The sequence below is a fragment of the Streptomyces sp. NPDC101118 genome (assembly GCF_044759445.1).
Classification (GTDB): domain Bacteria; phylum Actinomycetota; class Actinomycetes; order Streptomycetales; family Streptomycetaceae; genus Streptomyces.
The window spans coordinates 346,310-368,897 of sequence record NZ_JBIVZG010000003.1 but is presented as its reverse complement, the minus strand read 5'-3'; the positions used below and the strand labels follow the sequence as shown (position 1 = coordinate 368,897).

Genomic DNA, 22,588 nt, shown 5'->3' with positions numbered 1-22,588 from the left:
GCTCAGTCCTTGTGGATCGTTCCGTCCGGGTCCAGACCCTTGAAGGAGAGCAGGACGATCAGGATTCCGCCGCAGACGATGGCGGAGTCCGCGAGGTTGAAGACGGCGAAGTGGGCCGGTGCGATGAAATCCACCACAGCGCCGCGGAAGACGCCCGGCGAGCGGAAGATCCGGTCGGTGAGGTTGCCGAGCGCGCCGCCGAGGAGCCCGCCCAGCGCAATGGCCCACGGCAGGCTGTAGAGCTTGCGCGAGATCCGCACGATGACGACGATCACGGTCGCCGCGATCAGCGTGAAGATGATCGTGAAGGCCTCGCCGAACCCGAAGGCGGCACCGGGGTTGCGGACCGCCTCGAACTTCAGGAGGTCGCCGATGATCTCGATCGGCGCCTGGTGCTCCAGCTTCGCCACCACGAGCATCTTGCTGCCGAGGTCGAGCAGGTACACGACCAGGGCGACCACGAGCAGCGCGGCGATCCGGCGCCGCCCCTTGGGCCGGTCCGCCTCAGGCTGGGCTTCCCCGATGTCCGGCGTACCGATGACGCCCTCCGCCTCTGCCACGTGAATCCCTCGAATTCAGGTCCTCGGGGCCGCCAGAAGGTGCCCGATCAGAACACGAGGGTACGTCACGGCCGCCGCGAGGTGGCGGGACCGCGGGCCGGCGTGACCCGGACGACACGGCCGGGGCCGCCCTCAGTGCCGGCGTTCCTGCTTCTGCTTGCACTCCACGCACAGGGTGGCGCGCGGGAAGGCCTGCATGCGCGCCTTGCCGATGGGGTTGCCGCAGTTCTCGCACACGCCGTACGTGCCCGCGTCCAGGCGCTCCAGGGCGCGCTCGGTCTGCTCCAGCATCTCCCGGGCGTTCGAGGCCAGGGCCAGCTCGTGCTCCCGCGTGATGTTCTTCGTACCGGTGTCGGCCTGGTCGTCGCCCGCGCCGTCGCCGGAGTCGCGCATCAGGCCGGTGATCGCCTCCTCGGAGTGGTGCAGCTCCTCGCGCAGCCGCAGGATCTCGCTCATCAGCTCGGCCCTGGCCTCGGCGACCTCCGCGGGGGTCCACGGGTCCTCGCCCGGCCGGACCGCCAGCTCGCCGGGGGCCACGGCGGTGGCCCCGGCCTTCGGGAGTCCGCTGGTGGCGGCCAGGGCCGTCTTCCTGGCCGTCGAGGCCCTGCCCGTGCCGCTGCTCTTCTTGGCAACCACTGTCCCGGCTCCCGTCTCTTCGGCGGTCGGTGCCGCCCCCGAGGCCGCGGCCGTCCTGGCCGGGGCCTTCTTCACGGCCGCCCCGCCGGCGGCCTCCCTGGTCGCGCCGTTCTTCGCCGCGCCGTTCTTCGCCGCGGCCTTCTTCCCGCGGGTCTTCGCGGCAGTGCCGTCCGCCGCCACGCCCTTCGCGCCCCTGGTCTTCGTGGCGGCGCCGTGCGCGGCGGAGCCGTCCGCCGCCGCGGTCCGGGTGGTCCCGGCCTTCGTGCCCGTGGCCTTGGCGGCCCTGGTCCTGGCGGCCGTCGCCTTCTTCGCGGAGGTGGTCCCCACGGCCGCACCTGCAGACGAACGGTCCCCGGCCGGCTCCTCCACCGGTGCCGGCGCCCCGGCCGGCAGGGTCTTCCTGGCCGCCTTCGCCCCCGTCACCGCCCGGTCGGTCACCTCCGGCAGGTCGGCGGCCCTGTCCGTCGGCGCCCGTGCCGCGGACTTCGCCGCGTGCGCGCTCCCGGAGACGGCCTCCGAGGGGATGGCCTCCCCCTTGGCGGTCTTCCTCGGCGCCGCCTTCGACGCGCCCTTCGGCACGATGCTCGCCGAGGTGCTCTTCACCGCGGTCCCGGACGAGCCCGCCTTGCCGTGCGCCGCCTCCACGGCCTTGGCCATGCTCTTCTTCGGTGCCGCCTTCGGCACGGGCGCCCCGGCCGGCAGCGTCTTCCTGGCCGCCCTCGCCCCCGTCACCGCCCGGTCGGTCACCTCCGGCAGATCGGCGGCCCTGTCCGTCGGCGCCCGTGCCGCGGACTTGGCCGCGTGCGCGCTCCCGGAGACGGCCTCCGAAGGTGCCGCCTTCGTGGCCGTGGACTTCTTCCCAGCGGACGCCGTCTTCTTCGCGGCGGTCTTCTTCGCCACCATGGCCGCGGCCCCTTCACATATTGTGATCTGCACGCGAATCGTGCTGGGACGATAAATCGGCTCATACCCCGCGGCAACGGGGCGCACGTCCTCCGAGGCCGACCTGCATCCGTTGTGCCCAGCTCAGGGCCGGGTAATCCGGTGCCGGGACCGCGAGGGGCGCGGCAGGGGCGCGTCGGCCGTTCGGGTCAACCCGGGCGCCGCCCCCGGGGCGCCCGGCAGCAGCGCAGCCGGGCGCCCCGCCGACGCCGCACAAACCGGTCTGCCGACCCGCCCCCCGGCCCTTACACTGGGCCGAGCGGAAGGCATGGATGGGGACGAGTAGCGTCGTACGCAGCCAGGAGCGACCCGGGGACGGTGTGAGCCCGGGGGCGAGCGCAACGTGAAGGATCACCCCGGAGCCGCCGGAAGAACGCCCAGGGCGCCCGCAGGGCCCCGGGTCAGTAGAACCGGACCGCGCCCCTAATGAGGGGGCCGCCGGCGCGCCAGGGCGCTCCGGGGGTCAAGGAGGGTGGTACCGCGGGAGCCGAGGCTCTCGTCCCTCCGACGGAGATGGACCCGCCGTTGGAGGAAGAGCACACCCGATGAGTACGCAGAGCCAGCAGCCCACACCGTCGCAGTACCGCCCGGTGCCCGCCCAGGTCGACCTGCCCGCCCTGGAGCACGCCGTCCTCGACTTCTGGCGCGAGAACAAGACCTTCGCCAAGACGCTGGAGCAGTCCGAGGGCCGCCCCGAGTGGGTCTTCTACGAGGGCCCGCCGACCGCGAACGGCATGCCCGGCGCGCACCACATCGAGGCCCGCGTCTTCAAGGACGTGTTCCCCCGCTTCCGGACCATGCGCGGCTACCACGTGGCCCGCAAGGCCGGCTGGGACTGCCACGGCCTGCCGGTCGAGCTCGCCGTGGAGAAGGAGCTGGGCTTCAACGGCAAGCAGGACATCGAGGCGTACGGCATCGCCGAGTTCAACGCCAAGTGCCGCGAGTCGGTGACCCGCCACACGGACGCCTTCGCCGACCTCACCACCCGCATGGGCTACTGGGTGGACCTCGACGACGCGTACCGCACGATGGACCCCGAGTACGTCGAGTCCGTCTGGTGGTCGCTGAAGGAGATCTTCAACAAGGGCCTGCTGGTCCAGGACCACCGCGTGGCCCCCTGGTGCCCCCGCTGCGGCACCGGCCTCTCCGACCACGAGCTGGCCCAGGGCTACGAGACCGTGGTCGACCCCTCGGTCTACGTCCGCTTCCCGCTGACCTCGGGCCCGCTCGCCGGCCAGGCCTCGCTGGTCGTCTGGACCACCACTCCCTGGACCCTGGTCTCCAACACCGCCGTGGCGGCCCACCCCGACGTCACCTACGTCGTGGCCACCAACGGCGAGGAGCAGCTGGTCGTCGCCCAGCCGCTGCTGGAGAAGGCCCTCGGCGAGGGCTGGGAGGCCACCGGCCAGACCTTCACCGGCAAGGAGATGGAGCGCTGGAACTACCAGCGCCCCTTCGAGCTGGTGCCCTTCGACGCGCCCGCCCACTTCGTGGTCAACGCCGAGTACGTCACCACCGAGGACGGCACCGGTCTGGTCCACCAGGCCCCGGCCTTCGGCGCCGACGACCTCGCGGTCTGCCGCGCGTACGGCCTGCCCGTGGTCAACCCGGTCCGCCCCGACGGCACCTTCGGCGAGGAGGTCCCGCTGGTCGGCGGCGTCTTCTTCAAGAAGGCCGACGAGCAGCTGACCGCCGACCTGGACGCCCGCGGCCTGCTCTTCAAGCACATCGCCTACGAGCACAGCTACCCGCACTGCTGGCGCTGCCACACCGCGCTGCTCTACTACGCGCAGCCGTCGTGGTACATCCGCACCACCGCCGTCAAGGACGCGATGCTGCGGGAGAACGAGAAGACCAACTGGTTCCCCGAGTCGGTCAAGCAGGGCCGCTTCGGCGACTGGCTGAACAACAACATCGACTGGGCGCTCTCCCGGAACCGCTACTGGGGCACCCCGCTGCCGATCTGGCGCTGCGAGGAGAACCACCTCACCTGCGTCGGCTCGCGCGCCGAGCTGTCCGAGCTGTCCGGGCAGGACCACTCCGCGCTGGACCCGCACCGCCCGTACATCGACGACGTGACCTTCACCTGCACGCACGAGGGCTGCTCCCTCGAAGCGGTCCGCGTGCCGGAGGTCATCGACGCCTGGTACGACTCGGGCTCGATGCCGTTCGCGCAGTGGGGCTACCCGTACAAGAACAAGGAGATCTTCGAGAGGCGCTACCCGGCGCAGTTCATCTCGGAGGCGATCGACCAGACCCGCGGCTGGTTCTACACGCTGATGGCGGTCGGCACCCTGGTCTTCGACAAGTCGTCCTACGAGAACGTGGTCTGCCTGGGCCACATCCTCGCCGAGGACGGCCGCAAGATGTCCAAGCACCTGGGCAACATCCTCCAGCCCATCCCGCTCATGGACCAGCACGGCGCCGACGCGGTCCGCTGGTTCATGGCGGCCGGCGGCTCCCCCTGGGCGGCCCGCCGCGTCGGCCACGGCACCATCCAGGAAGTGGTCCGCAAGACCCTCCTCACGTACTGGAACACGGTGGCCTTCCAGGCGCTGTACGCCCGTACGTCGGACTGGGCGCCCTCCGCCGCGGACCCGGCCCCGGCCGACCGCACCGTCCTCGACCGCTGGCTGCTCTCCGAACTGCACCAGCTGACCGGCCAGGTCACCGAGGCCATGGAGGCGTACGACACCCAGCGCGCCGGCAAGCTGCTGTCCGCCTTCGTCGACGACCTGTCGAACTGGTACGTGCGCCGGTCGCGGCGCCGGTTCTGGCAGGGCGACAAGGCGGCGCTGCGCACCCTGCACGACGTGGTGGAGACCGTCACGCGCCTGATGGCCCCGCTGACGCCGTTCATCACCGAGCGCGTGTGGCAGGACATGATCGTCCCCGTCACGCCGGGCGCCCCGGAGTCGGTGCACCTGTCCTCCTGGCCGGAGGCGGACGCCGCTGCCGTCGACACCACCCTGTCCCAGCAGATGGTGCTCGTGCGCCGGCTCGTCGAGCTGGGCCGCGCCACCCGCGCCGAGTCCGGCGTCAAGACCCGCCAGCCGCTCTCGCGTGCGCTGGTCGCGGCGGCCGGCTTCGAGGCCCTCTCGACCGAGCTCCACGCGCAGATCACCGAGGAGCTGAACGTCTCCTCGCTGGCCTCCCTGTCCGAGGTGGGCGGCTCGCTGGTGGACACCACCGCCAAGGCGAACTTCCGGGCCCTCGGCAAGCGCTTCGGCAAGGGCGTGCAGGACGTGGCCAAGGCGGTCGCGGCCGCCGACGCCGCCGCGCTGTCGCTGGCCCTGCGCTCGGGCGAGGCCACGGTCGAGGTCAACGGCGAGACCGTGACCCTCTCCCCGGAGGAGGTCATCATCACCGAGACCCCGCGCGAGGGCTGGTCCGTCGCGTCGGACTCCGGTGCGACGGTGGCACTGGACCTGGAGATCACGCCCGAGCTGAAGCTGGCGGGTCTGGCGCGTGACGCGATCCGGCTGATCCAGGAGGCCCGGAAGAACTCCGGCCTCGACGTGGCCGACCGCATCGCGCTCCGCTGGTCCGCGTCCGACCCCGAGCTGACCACGGCCCTCACGGACCACGCCGCCCTGATCGCGGACGAGGTCCTGGCCACGGACTTCGCGTCCGGCGCGGCCGACGACTCGTACGGCGCCGCCTTCGAGGACGAGGCCCTCGGCCTCACCTTCCGCCTCCGCAAGGCGTAACACCGCCCGACTGTGGCCCGGCCCCCGCCCCCTGGGTCCGGGCCACACCCATGTCCCCTCCCCCGAAACCGGAGACCCCCACCTCACGAAGCCACCGGCAGCCGGCTCACGAAGCCACCGGCAGCCGGCCCGTGGTGTGCGGGGGAGCCGCTTGACGCGTCGTGGCAGGCTGGTCCGGAGGCAGGCCCGGGCCTGGGGTGGCCGAAGGCCAGGGCGAAGCCCCAAAGCCCCAGGGGTGGGCCTGCCGTAGGGCCTGCAGGCCACGACGCGTCAAGCGGCGAGGGGACCCGCACACCACGGGCCGGCGGCCCGCCCCCGGCACCCGCACCACACCAGCACCCGCACCCGCACCCGCACCAGCCCCCACACCCACACCCACACCCACACCCACCACCGAACCCCGACGCAAACGGGCCGGGCCCGGACTCCCCGAAGGGGTCCGGGCCCGGCCCGTAAAGACTGCCGACGCCGACGGCTACGTCAGTGCCGTCCTCAGTTGTCGTCCTCGTCGATCAGGAAGCCCCGCATGGGAGACGGAGCCTGCTGCATCGGCTGCGGCGCAGCCGGCCGCACCGGCGCCATCGGCTGCGTCATGGCCGGGGACATCTGCTGCTGACCGCCGTAGGACGGGGCACCCATCGGCGACGGAGCGCCACCCATGGTGTGACCCATCGCACCGGCCGGAGCCATCGACGGCGCCGGCGACGGCGGCAGCGAGGCGGTGGCCGGGGTGCGCGGCGGGGCGAGGGAGTCGTCCGCCTGGGTCTCCAGCTGGCGCAGCTGCGACTCCAGGTACGACTTCAGACGCGTGCGGTACTCGCGCTCGAAGCCCCGCAGGTCCTCGACCTTGCGCTCCAGCGTGGCACGGGCGGACTCCAGGGAGCCCATCGCGACGCGGTGCTTCTCCTGCGCGTCCCGCTCCAGGGCGTCGGCCTTGGCACGGGCGTCGCGCTCCAGGCCCTCGGCGCGCGAACGGGCCTCGCCGACGATCTTGTTGGCCTCGGAACGGGCCTCCGCGATCGCCTGGTCGGCGGTCTGCTGCGCCAGGGAGAGGACGCGGGCGGCGCTGTCGCCACCGGGGCCCTGGCCGGGCTGCGGCAGCTGCGGCGGCTGGTGGCCCATCGGCTGGCCCATGGGCGGCTGGCCCATCGGCTGGCCCATCGGGTTCTGGCCACCCATGGTGTGCGGGGGCTGCATCGGGCCGCCCATGGGGCCCTGCTGCATCGGACCGGGACCCTGCTGCATCGGACCGGGGCCCTGCTGCATCGCGCCGGGGCCCGGCGGGAGCTGCGGAGCGCCGCCCGGCAGCTGCGGCGGGCCCATCTGCGGGGGGCCCTGCTGGACCGGCGGGCCGGATATGGCGGCGGGCACGGGGGCGCCCGGGCCGCGCTGGTCCTGGGGCTCCGGCTTGCGCATGTTCTGCTGCTGCTGGTTCTGCGCGGCGGCACGCGTGGCGGCGGCCAGCTTCGCGCGCAGGTCCTCGTTCTCGCGCAGCAGGCGCGTCAGTTCGGCCTCGACCTCGTCGAGGAAGGCATCGACCTCGTCCTCGTCATAGCCTTCTCGGAGGCGGACGGTCGTGAACTGCTTGTTCCGCACGTCCTCGGGGGTCAGCGGCATCTCTTCTTCACCTCTACGTAGTCGTCGGCAGTCGGCAAGACCGGATCGTTCACACGCTTCTCGCAACGTTGCTCACGATGCTGATCAGGATGTAAACGATGATCATCAGCACGAAGAAGGACAGGTCGAGTGCCACGCCCCCGAGACGCAGCGGCGGAATGAACCGCCGCAGAAGCTTGAGCGGTGGATCGGTGACAGTGTAGGTGGCCTCCAGGACCACCACCATCGCCTTGCCAGGTTCCCAGGAGCGGGCGAACTGGAAGACGTAGTCCATGACCAACCGGAAGATCAGCACGATGAGGAAGCACATCAGCGCGATGTAGATCACCTGCAGTGCCACGCCCATCCCGTACTTCCCTCTCCCCTTGCTCCCACTGTCCGGCCGATCGGCCGGGCCCCGTATCCCGGTGTCGTGTTACTCAATCGGTCTAGCTTTGGTTGAAGAACCCGCCCTCTGCGATGCGGGCCTTGTCCTCCGCCGTGACATCGACGTTAGCAGGCGAGAGCAGAAACACCTTCTGTGTCACGCGTTCAATGCTGCCGTGCAGACCGAACACCAGACCGGCGGCGAAGTCCACGAGACGCTTCGCGTCCGTGTCGTCCATCTCCGTGAGGTTCATGATCACCGGGGTGCCCTCGCGGAAGTGTTCCCCGATGGTACGGGCCTCGTTGTAGGTCCGGGGGTGGAGCGTCGTGATGCGGTACGGCTCCCGCTCGGACACGACCTTGGGCATGATCACCGGTGCGTTCTTCTCCTGGCTCGGGCGTTCGGGTGTGATGGATGCCACGGGGGCGATTCGCGCCGGACGTCCGCTTTCGACGGGCAGCGGAGCGGGCTCACGCTGCGCCGGAGGCTGTACGGCTCGTACCGGTTCGTCCCGAACCGGGGCCTGGTGCGGAGGCTCGTGCCGCCGACGGTCCCGCTCCGGCTCGGGCTCGGGCTCGAACTCGTCGTCGGGGTCGAACCCCGGGCCGTCGTACCCATCGTCCTCCACGAGGCCGAGGTAGACCGCCATCTTGCGCATCGCGCCGGCCATTCTCTGAGTCCTCCGCTCTGTGGTGGATCGCCCTCGTCACCGATGGCGCTGGGCTCCAACCGCCCGCGATCCACGTGGCCTGTCCGCCCATCGGCGGGAATGACCATATTTTCTGCTGTGGTCCGACTTGCTTCGCGACGTTACCCGAGCCGGGGTCGGCTTCCGAGTACCGCGGTGCCGACGCGTACGTGTGTCGCTCCCGCCGCCACGGCCTCTTCCAGGTCCCCGCTCATACCGGCCGAGACCATCGTGGCAGCCGGATGGTCGGCGCGCAGGCGGGATGACAATTCCACCAGCCGCTCGAACGCGGCGCGTTCGCGTCCCGCGTACGGACCGGTCAGCGGAGCGACGGTCATCAGTCCGCCGATCCGCAGTCCGGGGGCCGCCGCGACCAGTTCCGCCAGCTCGGCCACGCCGTCGGGGGCCACTCCCCCGCGCTCGCCGCGGCCGCCCTCCTCGGCGTCGAGCGCCACCTGCACCAGACAGCCGAGCTCGCGGCCGGCCTTCTCCGCCGCCGCCGAGAGGGCGGTGACGAGCCGGGGGCGGTCGACCGACTGCACGACGTGCGCGTAACCGGCCACCGAACGGACTTTGTTCGTCTGCAACTGGCCGACGAAGTGCCACGTGAGGGGCAGATCCGCACAGGCCGCGGCCTTCGGGGCGGCGTCCTGGTCGCGGTTCTCCGCCACGTGACGGACGCCGAGCTCCGCCAGCAGCCGTACGTCGCTCGCGGGGTAGGTCTTGGTGACCACGATGAGGGTCACCTCTTCCCTCTTGCGCCCCGCGCCCGCGCAGGCCGTGGAAATGCGTTCCTCCACCCGCGCGAGGTTGGCGGCGAGCTCCGCCTTACGGTCCGTCATCGATCAGTCCAACCAGACATATCCGGCGAGCCGCCCGGTGATCCGGTCACGGCGGTACGAGAAGTGGTCGAGGGATTCGAGGGTGCAGACCGGAGACCGCTCCAGGTCGGTCACCCCGAGCGCCGCCAGCTGCGCGTGCACCCCGGCCACCACGTCGACGGCCGGGGTGCCCCAGCTGGTGGTGGCGTGGGCCTCGGGCACCACGGCGGCGACGTCCTCGCGCATCGCCGCGGGCACCTCGTAGCAGCGCCCGCAGACCGCCGGGCCCGTGCGGGCCGTGATCCGGGAGGGTTCCGCGCCGAGCCGCACCATCGCCTCGACCGCGGCGGGCACCACCCCGGCGACCAGGCCGGGTCTGCCCGCGTGGGCCGCGGCCGCGACCCCGGCGACGGGGTCGGCCAGCAGGACCGGGGTGCAGTCGGCGGTCAGCACGGCGAGGGCGAGCCCGCGCCGGGAGGTGACCACCGCGTCGACGGCCGGCGGCGGGGTGTCGCCCCAGGGGGCGTCGACCACCGCCACGTCGCGGCCGTGCACCTGGTTCATCCAGACCACCCGGTCCGGCGCGACGCCCAGGGCCCCGGCGGCGAGCGCCCGGTTGGACCCGACGGCCGCCGGGTCGTCGCCGACCGCGCCGCCGAGGTTGAGCTCCTCGTACGGAACGGCGCTCACCCCGCCCCACCTGTCGGTGAAGGCGAAGTGCGCGCCGCTCGCGTGGTGCCGCTCGCTTATCACTTCAAGAAGTCCGGGACATCCAGCTCTTCGGCGGGGCTGTCCTGGTAGGGGCGGGCCGTCGGGACCTGGGGCGCGGTGACGGTCGGGGCGACCGGGACCTCGGCGACCGGAGCCGCCTCGACCGGGGCCGGGGGCTCCTCACGCGGGGTCACCGAACCCAGGCCGCCGAAGGCGGGGCGGACCGGCTCGGCCGGGCGGACCGGGGCCGGGGGCTCCTCGCGCTTGGTGGACGCGGCGCCGATCACGTTGTCCCGGCGGGCCGGGGGCTGGCCCCCGTCGAAGCCGGCCGCGATCACGGTGACCCGCACCTCGTCGCCCAGGGCGTCGTCGATGACGGCGCCGAAGATGATGTTCGCCTCCGGGTGGGCCGCCTCGCTGACCAGCTGGGCCGCCTCGTTGATCTCGAAGAGACCGAGGTCGGAGCCGCCGGAGATGGAGAGCAGCACGCCACGGGCGCCGTCGATGGACGCCTCCAGCAGCGGCGAGGAGATCGCCATCTCGGCCGCGGCCACGGCGCGGTCGTCGCCGCGGGCGGAGCCGATGCCCATGAGGGCCGAGCCGGCCTCGGACATCACGGACTTCACGTCGGCGAAGTCGAGGTTGATCAGACCCGGGGTGGTGATCAGGTCGGTGATGCCCTGGACGCCGGAGAGCAGCACCTGGTCGGCGGACTTGAACGCGTCGAGCACGCTGACCTGGCGGTCCGAGATGGACAGCAGCCGGTCGTTCGGGATGACGATGAGGGTGTCGACCTCTTCGCGGAGCTCGGCGATGCCGTCCTCCGCCTGGTTCGCGCGGCGGCGGCCCTCGAAGGTGAACGGGCGGGTGACCACGCCGATCGTGAGGGCGCCCAGCGAGCGCGCGATGTTGGCGACGACCGGGGCGCCGCCGGTGCCGGTGCCACCGCCCTCTCCGGCGGTGACGAAGACCATGTCGGCCCCCTTGAGGACCTCCTCGATCTCCTCGCGGTGGTCCTCTGCCGCCTTGCGGCCGACTGCCGGGTTGGCGCCGGCGCCGAGGCCGCGGGTCAGTTCGCGGCCGACGTCGAGCTTGACGTCGGCGTCGCTCATCAACAGCGCCTGGGCGTCGGTGTTGATGGCGATGAACTCGACGCCCTTGAGGCCGACCTCGATCATTCGGTTGATGGCATTGACACCACCGCCGCCGACACCGATGACCTTGATGACTGCGAGGTAGTTCTGCGGTGCTGCCACGTCGAAGGCCTCTCGCCTCGAGTTACGTGTCGCCGCCTCGCGGGCCTGCGGTGCGACGACTGATGCCGAAAAATGGGACGGCCCGACCAGCCTGACTCGCCGACCCGAACCCTAACCCTGAAGTTTAGGGTTAACAGTGTGTCTGTTCCTTGGACTCTTCCGGACAGGACACTAAGTCGACAAGTGGCGCGCGTTCAACGAACACGCCGAACCTCCCGTTTTTCTTTTCACCCTATGTGATCACCCATATCCCTGGCCAACCAGGGTGCTTCCCTGTTCGACCCCGCGTCAACTCCCGGAGACCGCCGGGGCCGTGGGGGCGCTCACGTCGAAGTGCAGTGCGGAGCCGGCGGCTTTCATCAGGGCGGCCAGCGCACGACCCTTCGCGGCCCCCTGCTCGGGGCTCCCCCACATGACGGTCCGGCCGCCGGTCAACTCCAGTACGACGGCGTCGTACGAGCGCACGCGGACCACCCTGGTGTCCCTGGCCACGGCCGCCGGGAGGTCGACGGCGACGCCCACCGCCTCGTGCAGCAGCCGCTCCTCGTCGAAGCGGCGCAGGCTCGGTGACCGTTTCGCCGTCAATTCCAGTACGGGTACGCCCTTGGGGGCTTTCGGCACCGTGGCGAACCGGACGCCCGAAGCGTCCACTTCCACGAACTTGGCGCCCTTTTCAATGAGCAGGACGGGTTTGCGCTCGGTCACTTTGAGACCGATTCCGTGCGGCCAGGCGCGCACCACGTCGACCGAATCGATCCGCGGGAGCCGGCCGCGCAGCCGGGCCTCGATCTCGTCGGTGTCCACCGCGGCCATCGGGGCGCCGAGCGGCACGGCCGCCGCGGCCCGGACCTGTTCGGGGGTGAGCACCTCGGTGCCGGTGATGCCGACCTTCTCGACGCGCAGCCAGGAGGAGCCGTAGAGGGCCCAGGTGCCGCCGCCGGCGAGGAGCACGGCGGCGGCCAGGCCGAGCAGCACGGGCCCCCGGCGGAACCAGGGGCCGCGGGGGGTGCCGGAGGGGCCGGACGCGGACGGTTCTGAGGACTTCGCCGCCCCTGTGGGCTTCGACGCCTTCGGTCCACCGCGTTCCGCGGTCGTCGGTCCGGCCACTCCTGCTCGCCTCCTGCGTCAGCGGTTCCTGTGGGCTGCGATCGCCTCGTACACCATGCCGACCAGCAGCTCGTCGGCGTCCCGGCGGCCGAACTCGGCCGCGGCGCGGGACATCTCGTACAGCCGGTGCGGATCGGCGAGCACGGGCAGGACCTGGCTCTGGATCCACTCCGGGGTCAGGTCCGCGTCGTCGACGAGCAGGCCGCCGCCGGCCTTGACCACCGGCTGGGCGTTGAGCCGCTGCTCGCCGTTGCCGATCGGCAGCGGGACGTACGCGGCGGGGAGCCCGACGGCGGAGAGCTCGGCGACGGTCATCGCGCCCGCGCGGCACAGCATCATGTCGGCGGCGGCGTACGCGAGGTCCATCCGGTCCACGTACGGTACCGGCACGTAGGGCGGCATCCCGGGCATGTTGTCCACGCGCGGCAGTTCGTTCTTCGGGCCGACCGCGTGGAGGATCTGGATGCCGGAGCGCTGGAGGGTCGGCGCGATGCCCTGGACGACCTCGTTGAGGCGCCGGGCGCCCTGCGAGCCGCCGGAGACCAGCAGGGTCGGCAGGTTCGGGTCCAGGCCGAACGCGGCGCGGGCCTCGGGGCGGGCCGCGGCGCGGTCGAGGGTGGCGATGGAGCGGCGCAGCGGGATGCCGATGTAGCGGGCGTTGCGGAGCTTGCTGTCGGGCGTGGAGACCGCGACGCCGTCCGCGTACCGGGAGCCGATCTTGTTGGCCAGGCCGGGCCGGGCGTTGGCCTCGTGGACCACGATCGGTACGCCGAGCCGCTTGGCGGCCAGGTAGCCCGGCAGGGCCACGTACCCGCCGAAGCCGACGACGCAGTCGGCCTTGGTCCGCTCCAGGATCTGCTCGGCGGCCTTGATGGTGCCGCGCAGCCGACCCGGGACGGTGATCAGCTCGGGTGTGGGCTTGCGGGGCAGCGGCACGGCGGGGATGAGCCCCAGCTCGTAACCGCGCTCGGGCACCAGACGGGTCTCGAGTCCGCGCTCCGTGCCGAGGGCAGTGATGCCCACGCTCGGGTCCTGCCTGCGCAGGGCGTCCGCGAGGGCGAGCGCCGGCTCGATGTGGCCGGCGGTCCCCCCACCGGCGAGTACGACATGCACCGAAATTCACCGCTCTCCGGACGGACGCTTCTTGACGCGCCGTCTCATCGACTTCCATCTCAGCCCGGCCCGCTTCCAGCCGAACCTCGGCTGGCGCATGGCGAGCGCCGCGCGTGCCGCCGGCTCCTCACGCGCGAACGCGATGAGCAGCCCGATGGCGAACATGGTCGGCAGCAGGGCCGACCCCCCGTAGGAGAACAGCGGGAGCGGGACTCCGGCGATCGGCAGCAGACCGAGCACCGCACCGATGTTGATCACGGCCTGGGCCGTGATCCAGGTGGTCACGCCTCCCGCGGCATACCTGACGAAGGGGTCCTCCGTGCGTCCGGCCACGCGGATACCCGCATAGCCTAGAGCCGCGAACAGGGCCAGCACCGACAGCGTCCCCGCCAGCCCCAGTTCCTCCCCGGTGACGGCGAAGATGAAGTCGGTGTGGGCTTCGGGCAGTTGTCCCCATTTTTCCACACTGGCGCCGAGGCCGGAACCGAACCATCCGCCCGAGGCCAGAGCATAGATCCCGTGCACGGCCTGCCAGCACAGGTCCCCCTTGCCGGGGTCGGTGGCGCCGAGGCAGGCGAGCCGGTCCATGCGGTGCGGGCTGGTCTTGATGAGGACGGCGACGATCAGGCCGGCGAGCGCGAGCACGCCGACGAACAGCCGGGTGGGGGCGCCGGCCAGCCAGAGCAGGCCGAAGAGGATCGCCGTGAGGATCATCGCGGTGCCCATGTCGCCGCCGAGCATGATGAGTCCCAGCAGCAGGAAGGCCACCGGGATCAGCGGCACCAGGAGGTGCTTCCACTGGGTGAGCAGGCCCCGGTCGCCCTTGCGGGCGAGCAGGTCGGCGCCCCAGAGGATCAGTGCCAGCTTGCCGAACTCGCTGGGCTGGAGCATGAAGGGGCCGCCGAGGGAGATCCAGTTCTGGTTGCCGCCGACCGAGACCCCTATCCCGGGGACCTGGACGAGCACCATGAGGAACACGGTTCCGGCCAGCACCGGGTAGGACAGCGCCCGGTGCAGCTTCACCGGCATCCGGGAGGCGACCAGCAGCAGCCCGGTGCCGAGCAGGGCGGCGAAGAGCTGCTTCTGGAAGAAGTACGAGGCGGACAGGCCCTTCTGGAGAGCCGTGATCATCGAGGCCGAGTAGACCATCACCAGTCCGAGGACGGTGATCAGCAGCGCGCTGCCGAAGATCAGGTAATACGCCGTGAGCGGCCGGTCCCAGGTGCGGCGCAGTTGCCGGTAGGTCCGCCGCACCCGCTCGAACGGGCCGCGCCCGGACGGCTTCTGCGGCCGTCCGGACCGCTTGCGGCCCAGCGTTCTGGGAGCCCTGGGCACCGACGGGCGCCTGCCCGCGCCCACCGCCACGCGCTGCATCTGTCTGTTCCCCTCCACTCGGGACGAGCAGCCGGCCGGAGGGACCCGCCCCCGGACCTACGCGCTCTCCGCGGCCAGTTCGCGCACGGCGTCGGCGAAGGCGTCGCCGCGCTTGCCGTAGTTCACGAACATGTCCATGGAGGCGCAGGCGGGGGCCAGCAGGACCGTGTCGCCGGGCTGCGCGAGCCGGGCCGCTTCCCGGACCGCCGCAAGCATCGCCCCAGTGTCGGTCCGGTCGAGGTCGACGACCGGGACCTCGGGCGCGTGTCGCGCGAGCGCTTCGCGGATCAGCTCCCGGTCCGCGCCGATCAGCACGGCGCCGCGGAGCCGCTTGGCGGAGGTGGCCACCAGCTCGTCGAAGGTCGCGCCCTTGGCCAGCCCGCCGGCGATCCACACGATGGATTCGTAGGCGGCCAGGGAGGCTTCGGCGGCGTGGGTGTTGGTGGCCTTGGAGTCGTCGATGTACGTGACCCCGCCGACCTCGGCCACGTGCGCGATCCGGTGCGCGTCGGGGCGGAAGTTGCGGAGTCCGTCGCGCACGGCGCGCGGCTCGACGCCGAAGGCGCGGGCCAGGGCCGCCGCCGCCAGGGCGTTGGCGATGTTGTGCGGGGCGGGCGGGTTGACGTCCGAGACCTCGGCCAGCTCCTGCGCGTTCTTCTGCCGGTTCTCGACGAAGGCGCGGTCGACGAGGATGCCGTCGACGACGCCGAGCATCGAGGGGGCCGGGGCGCCGAGGGTGAAGCCGATGGCCCGGCAGCCCTCCTCCACGTCCGCCTCGACGACCAGGTCCTCGGTGGCCTTGTCGGCCACGTTGTAGACGCAGGCCACCGTGTTGCCCTCGTAGATCCGGCCCTTGTCGGCGGCGTACGCCTCCATGGAGCCGTGCCAGTCGAGGTGGTCGGGGGCGAGGTTGAGGACGGCCGCGGAGTGGGCGCGCACGCTGGGCGCCCAGTGCAGCTGGTAGCTGGAGAGTTCGACGGCGAGCACGTCGTACTCCTGCTCGCCGAGGACCACGTCGACGATCGGGGTGCCGATGTTGCCGACCGCGGCGGTGCGCAGGCCGGCGGCCTTCAGGATCGAGGCCAGCATCTGGGTGGTCGTGGTCTTGCCGTTGGTGCCGGTGACGGCCAGCCAGGGCGCCGCCCCGGGGCCGCGCAGCCGCCAGGCGACCTCCACGTCCCCGATGACCTCGACCCCGGCCGCCTCGGCGGCCTCGAAGAGCGGGCTGGAGGGCTTCCAGCCGGGCGAGGTGACGACCAGGTCGGTGCCCTCGGGGAGGGTCTCGGCGTCGCCGAGCCGTACGGCGATCCCCTGGCCCTCGACCTCGGCGGCCCGGGTGCGGTGCACCTCGCTGTCGCCGCCGTCGACGACCGTCACGTGCGCGCCGAAGCCGGCCAGGGCGCGGGCGGCGCTGATGCCGCTCACGCCGAGACCGGCGACGGTGATGTTCATGCCCTGCCAGGACGTCACTTGTCGGCTGCCCATCCCGCGTAGAAGAGACCGAGGCCCACGATCACGCACATGCCCTGGATGATCCAGAAGCGGACCACGACCAGCACTTCCGACCAGCCCTTGAGCTCGAAGTGGTGCTGGAGCGGTGCCATCCGGAAGACCCGCTTGCCGGTGAGGCGGAAGGAGCCGACCTGGATCACCACGGACATGGTGATGAGCACGAACAGGCCGCCCAGGAGCGCCAGCAGCAGCTCGGTGCGCGAGCAGATGGCGAGGCCGGCGAGGGCGCCGCCGAGGGCCAGCGAGCCGGTGTCGCCCATGAAGATCTTGGCCGGGGAGGTGTTCCACCACAGGAAGCCGAAGCAGGCTCCCATGAGGGCGGAGGCGACGATCGCGAGGTCCAGCGGGTCGCGCACCTCGAAGCAGGCGGCCGGGTTGGTCAGGGTCTCCGCGTTGGCGCAGGACTCCTGGTACTGCCAGACGCCGATGAAGGTGTAGGCGCCGAAGACCATGACGGACGCGCCGGTGGCCAGGCCGTCCAGACCGTCGGTCAGGTTCACGCCGTTGGACATGGCCAGGATCATGAACAGCGCCCAGACCACGAACAGCACCGGGCCGATCGACCAGCCGAAGTCCGAGACCCAGGAGAGCTTGGTGGAGGCCGGGGCCAGGCCGCGGGAGTCGGAGAACTGGAGCGCCAGCACCGCGAAGGCGATGCCGACGATCAGCTGACCGGCCATCTTGGCCTTGGCCCGGAGGCCCAGCGACCGCTGCTTGACGATCTTGATGTAGTCGTCGAGGAAGCCGACCAGGCCCATGCCCGCCATCAGGAAGAGCACCAGCAGGCCGGAGAACGTCGGCTGGCTGGAGGTGATCACCTTCGTCAGGGCGTACGCGGCGAGCGTGGCCAGGATGAAGGAGATGCCGCCCATGGTGGGCGTGCCCTTCTTGCCGGCGTGGCCCCGGGGGCCGTCGTCCCGGATGAACTGGCCGTAGCCCTTGCGGGCCAGCAGCTTGATCAGCAGCGGGGTGCCGACGATGGTGAGGAACATGCCGATGACACCGGCGAACAGGATCTGCCTCATCGGCCGGCGACCTCGCCCTCAAGCAGCGCCTGCGCGATCCGCTCCAGACCGATCGACCTGGAAGCCTTCACCAGCACGACGTCCCCCGGCCGCAGTTCCCTGCGCAACAGGTCGACCGCCGCCTGCGCGTCGGACACGAGCACCGACTCCTCACCCCACGAACCCTCGTTATATGCGCCCAGTTGCAGCCAGGAGGCTTCCCTGCCCCCGACCGCCACGAGCCTGCTCACGTTGAGCCGGACGGCGAGCCGCCCGACCGCGTCGTGCTCGGCGAGCGACTCGTCACCGAGCTCGGCCATCGGACCGAGCACCGCCCACGTGCGGCCCCCCGCCGCCTTGGCGGCGTCGCCCATCGCGGCAAGCGCGCGGAGCGCGGCCCGCATGGACTCGGGATTCGCGTTGTAGGCGTCGTTGACGACCGTCACGCCGTCGGCGCGCTCGGTGACCTCCATCCGCCAACGGGAGAGCGTGCCCGCGCCGGAGAGCGCGGTGGCGATCTCGTCGACGGACATGCCCAGCACGTGGGCGACGGCGGCCGCGGCGAGCGCGTTCGACACGTGGTGCTCACCGTACAGCCGCAAGGTCACGTCGCTGCACCCGGTGGGTGTGTGCAGTGTGAAGGAAGGCTGTCCCCGGTCCGTCATGCGGACCTCGCTCGCGCGTACGTCGGCGTCTTCGGCCTCGCCGAAGAAGACGGTGCGCGCCTTGGTACGGGCGGCCATGGCCCGTACCAGCGGGTCGTCGGCGTTGAGCACGGCCACGCCGCCCTCGCTCTCGGCCGGCAGGGCCTCGACCAGCTCGCCCTTGGCCTGGGCGATCTGCTCGCGGCCGCCGAACTCGCCGATGTGGGCGGTGCCCACGTTCAGGACGAGGCCGATGCGGGGCGGGGTCAGTCCGGTGAGGTAGCGGATGTGGCCGATGCCGCGGGCGCCCATCTCCAGGACGAGGTGCTGGGTTTCGGCGGTCGCCTTGAGGGCGGTCAGCGGCAGCCCGATCTCGTTGTTGAGCGAGCCCGGGGTCCACACGGTGGGTGCGTGCTGCTGGAGGACCTGGGCGATCAGGTCCTTCGTGGACGTCTTGCCGGCGGAGCCCGTCAGGGCCACCACGTCGGTGCCGAGCCGGCCGACGACGGCGCGCGCGAGGGCGCCGAGCGCCGTCTCGACGTCGTCGACGACGATCGCGGGTACGCCGACGGGCCGGGCGGCCAGCACGGCCACCGCGCCCGCGGCGACGGCCCGCTCGGCGTAGTCGTGTCCGTCGACGTGCTCGCCGGCGAACGCGGCGAACAGCCCGCCGGGTTCGACCTGGCGGGAGTCGATGACGACGGAGCCGGTGACCGTGCGGGAGGCGTCCGGTATGTCGTGCGTCCGCCCGCCGGTGATGTCGGCGATCTCGGCGAGGGAGAGGGCGATCACTGTTTCACCTCGGCCTGTCGGGCCTGCTGTTGCTGGGACTGCTCGATCGCGGCGCGGAGCACCTCGCGGTCGTCGAAGGGGCGTACCACTCCGGCGGTCTCCTGGCCCTGCTCGTGGCCCTTGCCGGCGACGAGCACCGTGTCGCCGGGCCGGGCCCGGGCGACGGCCGCGGCGATGGCGGCGGCGCGGTCGGCGTCGACGAGCACCTCGCCGCGCTCGGCGGCGGGCACGGAGACGGCGCCCCCGAACATCGCGGCCAGGATGGCGAGGGGGTCCTCGGAGCGCGGGTTGTCGGAGGTCAGCACGGCGGTGTCGGCCAGGCGCGCGGCGGCGGCTCCCATGGGGGCGCGCTTGGTCTGGTCGCGGTCGCCGCCGCAGCCGAGGACGAGGTGCAGCCTGCCCTCGGTGACCTTGCGCAGCGCGCGCAGGACCGATTCGACGGCGTCCGTCTTGTGCGCGTAGTCGACCACGGCGAGGTACGGCTGGCCCGCGTCGACCTTCTCCAGGCGGCCCGGCACGCCGGGGACGGCGGCCACGCCGTCGGCGGCGGTCTGCGGGTCGATCCCGGCGGCGGCCAGGGTGACCACGGCGGCCAGGGTGTTGGCGACGTTGAACGGGCCGGGCAGCGGGGCGGCGGCGCGGACGCGCAAACCGCCCGGGCCGACGATCGTCAGGGTGCTGCCGACGGGGCCGGAGACCACGTCCTCGGCCCGCCAGTCGGCACCCGCGTCGCCCTCGGCGGAGAAGGTCACCACCGGGATGGCGGCCTCCTTGGCCAGGCGGCGGCCGTACTCGTCGTCGACGTTGACCACTCCGAGGCGGGCGCGGCGCTCGGTGAAGAGCTGTGCCTTGGCCTGGAAGTAGTCCTCCATGCCGGAGTGGAACTCCATGTGCTCGGGGCTGAGGTTGTTGAAGACGGCGACGTCGAAGACGCAGCCGTCGACCCGGCCCAGCACGAGGGCGTGGCTGGAGACCTCCATGGCGACGGACCCGACGCCGCGTTCGCGCATCACCGCGAACAGCGCCTGGAGGTCGGTCGCCTCGGGGGTGGTGCGCTCGGACTTGATGCGTTCGTCGCCGATGCGCATCTCCACCGTGCCGATCAGGCCGGTGTGGTGGCCGGCGCCGCGCAGGCCGCCCTCGACGAGGTACGCCGTGGTGGTCTTGCCGGACGTGCCGGTGATGCCGATCTGCAGCAGACCGGTGCCGGGATGTCCGTAGATCGCGGCGGCCAGTTCGCCCATCCGGCCGCGCGGGTCCTCGACGGCGAGGACCGGCAGGCCGGTCGCGGCCGCGCGCTCGGCACCGGCGGGATCCGTCAGGACTGCGGCGGCGCCCAGCGAGGCGGCCTGGGCGGCGAAGTCGGCGCCGTGCAGGCGGGCGCCCGGCAGGGCCGCGTAGACGTCGCCCGGGCGCACGGCGCGGGAGTCGTGGGTGATGCCCGTGATCGGCGCGTCGGCCGGTGCGGGGGCTCCGATGCCCAGCAGCGCGGCGAGCTCACCCAGGGGGGTCGGGCGGGCGTTCGCGGGCCGGGGCGCTCCCGGCGGCGCTGCCGGGGCGTCTTGCTGGGTGGTTCTGGGCTGATCAGCGTGGGGCACGGCGGTGAGCGTACCGGGCGCACCGGGCCCGCCGGGAATTGAGGGGCCTCCGGCGCTCTGGTTCCCGGGATCCTGGGTGATGGTCGTCACTGGTGGTGCCTCGCGCTTCTCTCCTCGGGCCCGGGCGCTGCCGCCCGGGCCGTCCGGCCGGTTCTCACCGGCCGGGTCCGAAGGTGACCGGCAGTCCGGCGGGAGCCGTGCCGGTGGGGGCGATCTGGAGGGTCTTGAGGGCGAACTCCATGACCTTCTTGTAGATGGGGCCGCAGATCTGGCCGCCGAAATAGCTGCCGCGGGTGGGGTTCTGGATGGCGCAGTAGACCGTGATGCGGGGCTTGTCCGCGGGGGCGAACCCGGCGAAGGAGGCCGTGTAGCCCTTGTAGCGCCCGGTGGCCGGATCCACCCGGTTGGAGGTGCCGGTCTTGCCGCCGACCCGGTAGCCGGGGATGCGGGCCTTGGTGCCGGTGCCCTCCTGGTCGTCGACGACGGACTCCAGCATCGCGGCGAGGGTCTTGGCGGTCGCCTCGCTGATCACGCGGCGCGTCTCGGGCGCGGGGGCGGGGGTGAACCGGCCGTCGGGGCCCTTGGTGCCGCGGACCAGGGTGGGCTCGATGCGGACGCCGCCGTTGGCGACCGTCGAGTAGACGGAGGCGGCCTGCATGGCGTTGAGGGAGAGTCCCTGGCCGAAAGGGATCGTGTACTGCTGGGAGGTGGACCACTCCGACGGGCGGGCCAGCAGGCCACGGGACTCGCCGGGGTAGCCGAGGCCGGTGGGCTGGCCGATGCCGAACTTCGTGAGGTAGCCGTAGAGGGTCTCGTTCACGTCGGCCTGGGTCTTGCCGAGCTGGCCGGTGGCCAGGATGGTCCCGATGTTGCTGGACTTGGCCAGGACGCCGTTGAGCGTGAGGTACCAGGTGGGGTGGTCGATGTCGTCCTTGAACAGCCGGTCGCCGCGGTGCAGCCGGTTGGGGACGGTGACGTGGGTGAGGGGGCCGGCGGCCTTCTCCTCCAGCACGGCGGCCATCGAGATGACCTTGGCGGTGGAGCCGGGCTCGTACACGTCCTGGAGGGCGGCGTTGCCCATGGCGGCGGAGCGGGCCTTGCTGAGGTCGTTGGGGTCGAAGCCGGGGGCGTTCGCCATGGCCAGCACCTCGCCGGTCCGGGTGTCCTGGACGACGACGTAGCCGCGGTCGGCCGCGGAGGCCCGCACCTGTTCGGTGATGGCGTTCTGGGCGGCCCACTGGATGTCGCGGTCGATGGTCAGCTCGATGTCCGAACCGGGCACGGCGGGCTTCTCGCGCGAGCCGGCGGTGGGCACGCGGCGGCCGCCGGACTGGGCGTAGCGCAGCTCGCCGTCCTTGCCCGCGAGCTTCTCGTCGAGGGAGGACTCCAGGCCTCCGGCTCCCTTGCCCTCGGCGTTGACGTAGCCGATTATCCCGGCGGCCAGGTTCCCGTTGGGGTACACGCGCTTGCTGCTCGGCTCCTGGAAGACGCCGGCCAGGACGTTGGCGCCGGGGCCGTTGCGGCGCTTGTCGGCCTGGGCCTTCTCGGCGAAGACGCGCTTGAGGTCCTTGATCTGGTTCCAGACCTGCGGGGTCTGCCGGCGGGCGAGGACCACGTACCGGGTGTTGGGGGTCTTCAGACGGGCCGTGAGGTCCTCGGCGTCCTTGCCGAGGATGGGCGCGAGGAGCGCGGCGGCCTGCTGGGGCGCGTCGGGGGCCTTGCTCTCCCCGGGCGTGAACATCTTGGGGTCGGCCGTGATGTCGTACGCGTCGACGCTGGTGGCCAGGGCGATGCCCTTGCGGTCGGTGATCCGGCCGCGCTCGGCGGCGAGGGTGTAGCTGGCGTACCGGTTCTTCTGCGCCTGCGCGGAGTACTCGGCGGCGTCGACGGCCTGGACCTGGAGGAGCCGGACCACGAAGGCGACCATGACCAGGGTGAGGCCGAGGCTCACCAGGCGCAGCCGGGGCCGCGGGCTGCCGAGCCGGATGGTGTGCGGGGCGCGGGAGGCGGCGGGGCGGGGGCGGCGGGCGGACGGGCGGGCCGACGGGCGTCCCGGGCCGCGCTCCCCCGGCCTGGGCCGGCCGGGTCCCGGTACGCGGCGGCGCGGAGGCTCCTTGGGGCTCATCGGCGCGCTCC

General features: G+C 72.2%; 18 protein-coding genes. 2 read left to right on the top strand and 16 right to left on the bottom strand.

Going from position 1 to position 22,588, the window contains the following annotated elements; all coding sequences use genetic code 11:
- Nucleotides 1–2: 2 nt before the first annotated feature.
- Entirely contained in the window at nt 3–560 is a 558-nt protein-coding gene (gene lspA, locus ACIQUQ_RS07590; protein WP_399939823.1) for a signal peptidase II, read from the bottom strand.
- 132 nt (nt 561–692) lie between these two features.
- Nucleotides 693–1,196 (bottom strand): TraR/DksA family transcriptional regulator, encoded by a 504-nt coding sequence (locus ACIQUQ_RS07585; protein ID WP_403972369.1) that lies wholly within the window; start codon nt 1,194–1,196, stop codon nt 693–695.
- On the opposite strand from ACIQUQ_RS07585, the gene ACIQUQ_RS07580 reads away from it, so the two are divergent.
- Together ACIQUQ_RS07580 and ileS are read left to right on the top strand one after the other, a co-directional pair.
- Nucleotides 1,186–2,154, top strand: coding sequence for a hypothetical protein (locus ACIQUQ_RS07580; RefSeq protein WP_403972367.1), 969 nt, complete (start codon nt 1,186–1,188; stop codon nt 2,152–2,154). The two genes, ACIQUQ_RS07585 and ACIQUQ_RS07580, sit on opposite strands and share 11 nt — an antisense overlap.
- A gap of 529 nt (nt 2,155–2,683) precedes the next feature.
- Complete coding sequence (gene ileS / locus ACIQUQ_RS07575; protein ID WP_403972365.1) at nt 2,684–5,848, top strand: isoleucine--tRNA ligase; 3,165 nt, start codon at nt 2,684–2,686, stop codon at nt 5,846–5,848.
- A 492-nt stretch (nt 5,849–6,340) separates the two neighbouring features.
- Here the strand turns inward: ileS and ACIQUQ_RS07570 are convergent, their stop codons facing one another.
- From ACIQUQ_RS07570 to ACIQUQ_RS07505, 14 genes are all read right to left on the bottom strand, one after another.
- The gene (locus tag ACIQUQ_RS07570) at nt 6,341–7,465 is read right to left on the bottom strand and encodes a DivIVA domain-containing protein (RefSeq protein ID WP_403972363.1); all 1,125 of its coding nucleotides are present in this window, start codon (nt 7,463–7,465) and stop codon (nt 6,341–6,343) included.
- A 49-nt stretch (nt 7,466–7,514) separates the two neighbouring features.
- Entirely contained in the window at nt 7,515–7,811 is a 297-nt protein-coding gene (locus ACIQUQ_RS07565; protein WP_399939810.1) for a YggT family protein, read from the bottom strand.
- A gap of 82 nt (nt 7,812–7,893) precedes the next feature.
- On the bottom strand, nt 7,894–8,502 hold the full coding sequence (locus tag ACIQUQ_RS07560) for a cell division protein SepF (RefSeq protein WP_399939808.1): 609 nt from the start codon (nt 8,500–8,502) through the stop codon (nt 7,894–7,896).
- Between the two features lie 140 nt (nt 8,503–8,642).
- Nucleotides 8,643–9,362 (bottom strand): YggS family pyridoxal phosphate-dependent enzyme, encoded by a 720-nt coding sequence (locus ACIQUQ_RS07555; protein WP_403972361.1) that lies wholly within the window; start codon nt 9,360–9,362, stop codon nt 8,643–8,645.
- Nucleotides 9,363–9,365: 3 nt separating this feature from the next.
- Nucleotides 9,366–10,094 carry a peptidoglycan editing factor PgeF gene (pgeF, locus tag ACIQUQ_RS07550; RefSeq protein ID WP_403972359.1) on the bottom strand — a complete coding sequence of 243 codons (729 nt, stop codon included), beginning with the start codon at nt 10,092–10,094 and terminating at the stop codon, nt 9,366–9,368.
- Entirely contained in the window at nt 10,091–11,308 is a 1,218-nt protein-coding gene (gene ftsZ / locus ACIQUQ_RS07545) for a cell division protein FtsZ (RefSeq protein ID WP_403972357.1), read from the bottom strand. Before ftsZ ends, pgeF begins: the two co-directional genes overlap by 4 nt.
- 288 nt (nt 11,309–11,596) lie before the next feature.
- Nucleotides 11,597–12,415, bottom strand: coding sequence for a cell division protein FtsQ/DivIB (locus ACIQUQ_RS07540; RefSeq protein WP_403972355.1), 819 nt, complete (start codon nt 12,413–12,415; stop codon nt 11,597–11,599).
- A gap of 18 nt (nt 12,416–12,433) precedes the next feature.
- Nucleotides 12,434–13,528 carry an undecaprenyldiphospho-muramoylpentapeptide beta-N-acetylglucosaminyltransferase gene (murG, locus tag ACIQUQ_RS07535; RefSeq protein ID WP_403972354.1) on the bottom strand — a complete coding sequence of 365 codons (1,095 nt, stop codon included), beginning with the start codon at nt 13,526–13,528 and terminating at the stop codon, nt 12,434–12,436.
- A 6-nt stretch (nt 13,529–13,534) separates the two neighbouring features.
- Nucleotides 13,535–14,902 carry a putative lipid II flippase FtsW gene (gene ftsW / locus ACIQUQ_RS07530; RefSeq protein WP_403972352.1) on the bottom strand — a complete coding sequence of 456 codons (1,368 nt, stop codon included), beginning with the start codon at nt 14,900–14,902 and terminating at the stop codon, nt 13,535–13,537.
- A 57-nt stretch (nt 14,903–14,959) separates the two neighbouring features.
- On the bottom strand, nt 14,960–16,387 hold the full coding sequence (gene murD, locus ACIQUQ_RS07525) for a UDP-N-acetylmuramoyl-L-alanine--D-glutamate ligase (RefSeq protein ID WP_403972350.1): 1,428 nt from the start codon (nt 16,385–16,387) through the stop codon (nt 14,960–14,962).
- Nucleotides 16,369–17,439 (bottom strand): phospho-N-acetylmuramoyl-pentapeptide-transferase, encoded by a 1,071-nt coding sequence (gene mraY, locus ACIQUQ_RS07520; RefSeq protein WP_403972348.1) that lies wholly within the window; start codon nt 17,437–17,439, stop codon nt 16,369–16,371. Before mraY ends, murD begins: the two co-directional genes overlap by 19 nt.
- Entirely contained in the window at nt 17,436–18,854 is a 1,419-nt protein-coding gene (murF, locus tag ACIQUQ_RS07515) for a UDP-N-acetylmuramoyl-tripeptide--D-alanyl-D-alanine ligase (RefSeq protein ID WP_403972346.1), read from the bottom strand. Before murF ends, mraY begins: the two co-directional genes overlap by 4 nt.
- Nucleotides 18,851–20,542 (bottom strand): UDP-N-acetylmuramoyl-L-alanyl-D-glutamate--2,6-diaminopimelate ligase, encoded by a 1,692-nt coding sequence (locus ACIQUQ_RS07510; protein WP_403972344.1) that lies wholly within the window; start codon nt 20,540–20,542, stop codon nt 18,851–18,853. The genes murF and ACIQUQ_RS07510 overlap by 4 nt, the downstream gene beginning before the upstream one ends.
- A gap of 64 nt (nt 20,543–20,606) precedes the next feature.
- Nucleotides 20,607–22,577: a peptidoglycan D,D-transpeptidase FtsI family protein gene (locus ACIQUQ_RS07505; protein WP_403972342.1), complete on the bottom strand. Its 1,971-nt coding sequence runs from the start codon at nt 22,575–22,577 to the stop codon at nt 20,607–20,609.
- Nucleotides 22,578–22,588 lie beyond the last annotated feature (11 nt).

Coding starts and splice junctions, on each gene's coding strand:
- ileS (WP_403972365.1), top strand. CDS start 2,684: ATGAGTACGCAGAGCCAGCAGCCCACACCGTCGCAGTACCGCCCGGTG.
- ACIQUQ_RS07505 (WP_403972342.1), bottom strand. CDS start 22,577: ATGAGCCCCAAGGAGCCTCCGCGCCGCCGCGTACCGGGACCCGGCCGG.
- mraY (WP_403972348.1), bottom strand. CDS start 17,439: ATGAGGCAGATCCTGTTCGCCGGTGTCATCGGCATGTTCCTCACCATC.
- ACIQUQ_RS07555 (WP_403972361.1), bottom strand. CDS start 9,362: ATGACGGACCGTAAGGCGGAGCTCGCCGCCAACCTCGCGCGGGTGGAG.
- ftsW (WP_403972352.1), bottom strand. CDS start 14,902: ATGCAGCGCGTGGCGGTGGGCGCGGGCAGGCGCCCGTCGGTGCCCAGG.
- ACIQUQ_RS07560 (WP_399939808.1), bottom strand. CDS start 8,502: ATGGCCGGCGCGATGCGCAAGATGGCGGTCTACCTCGGCCTCGTGGAG.
- murD (WP_403972350.1), bottom strand. CDS start 16,387: ATGGGCAGCCGACAAGTGACGTCCTGGCAGGGCATGAACATCACCGTC.
- ACIQUQ_RS07565 (WP_399939810.1), bottom strand. CDS start 7,811: ATGGGCGTGGCACTGCAGGTGATCTACATCGCGCTGATGTGCTTCCTC.
- ACIQUQ_RS07570 (WP_403972363.1), bottom strand. CDS start 7,465: ATGCCGCTGACCCCCGAGGACGTGCGGAACAAGCAGTTCACGACCGTC.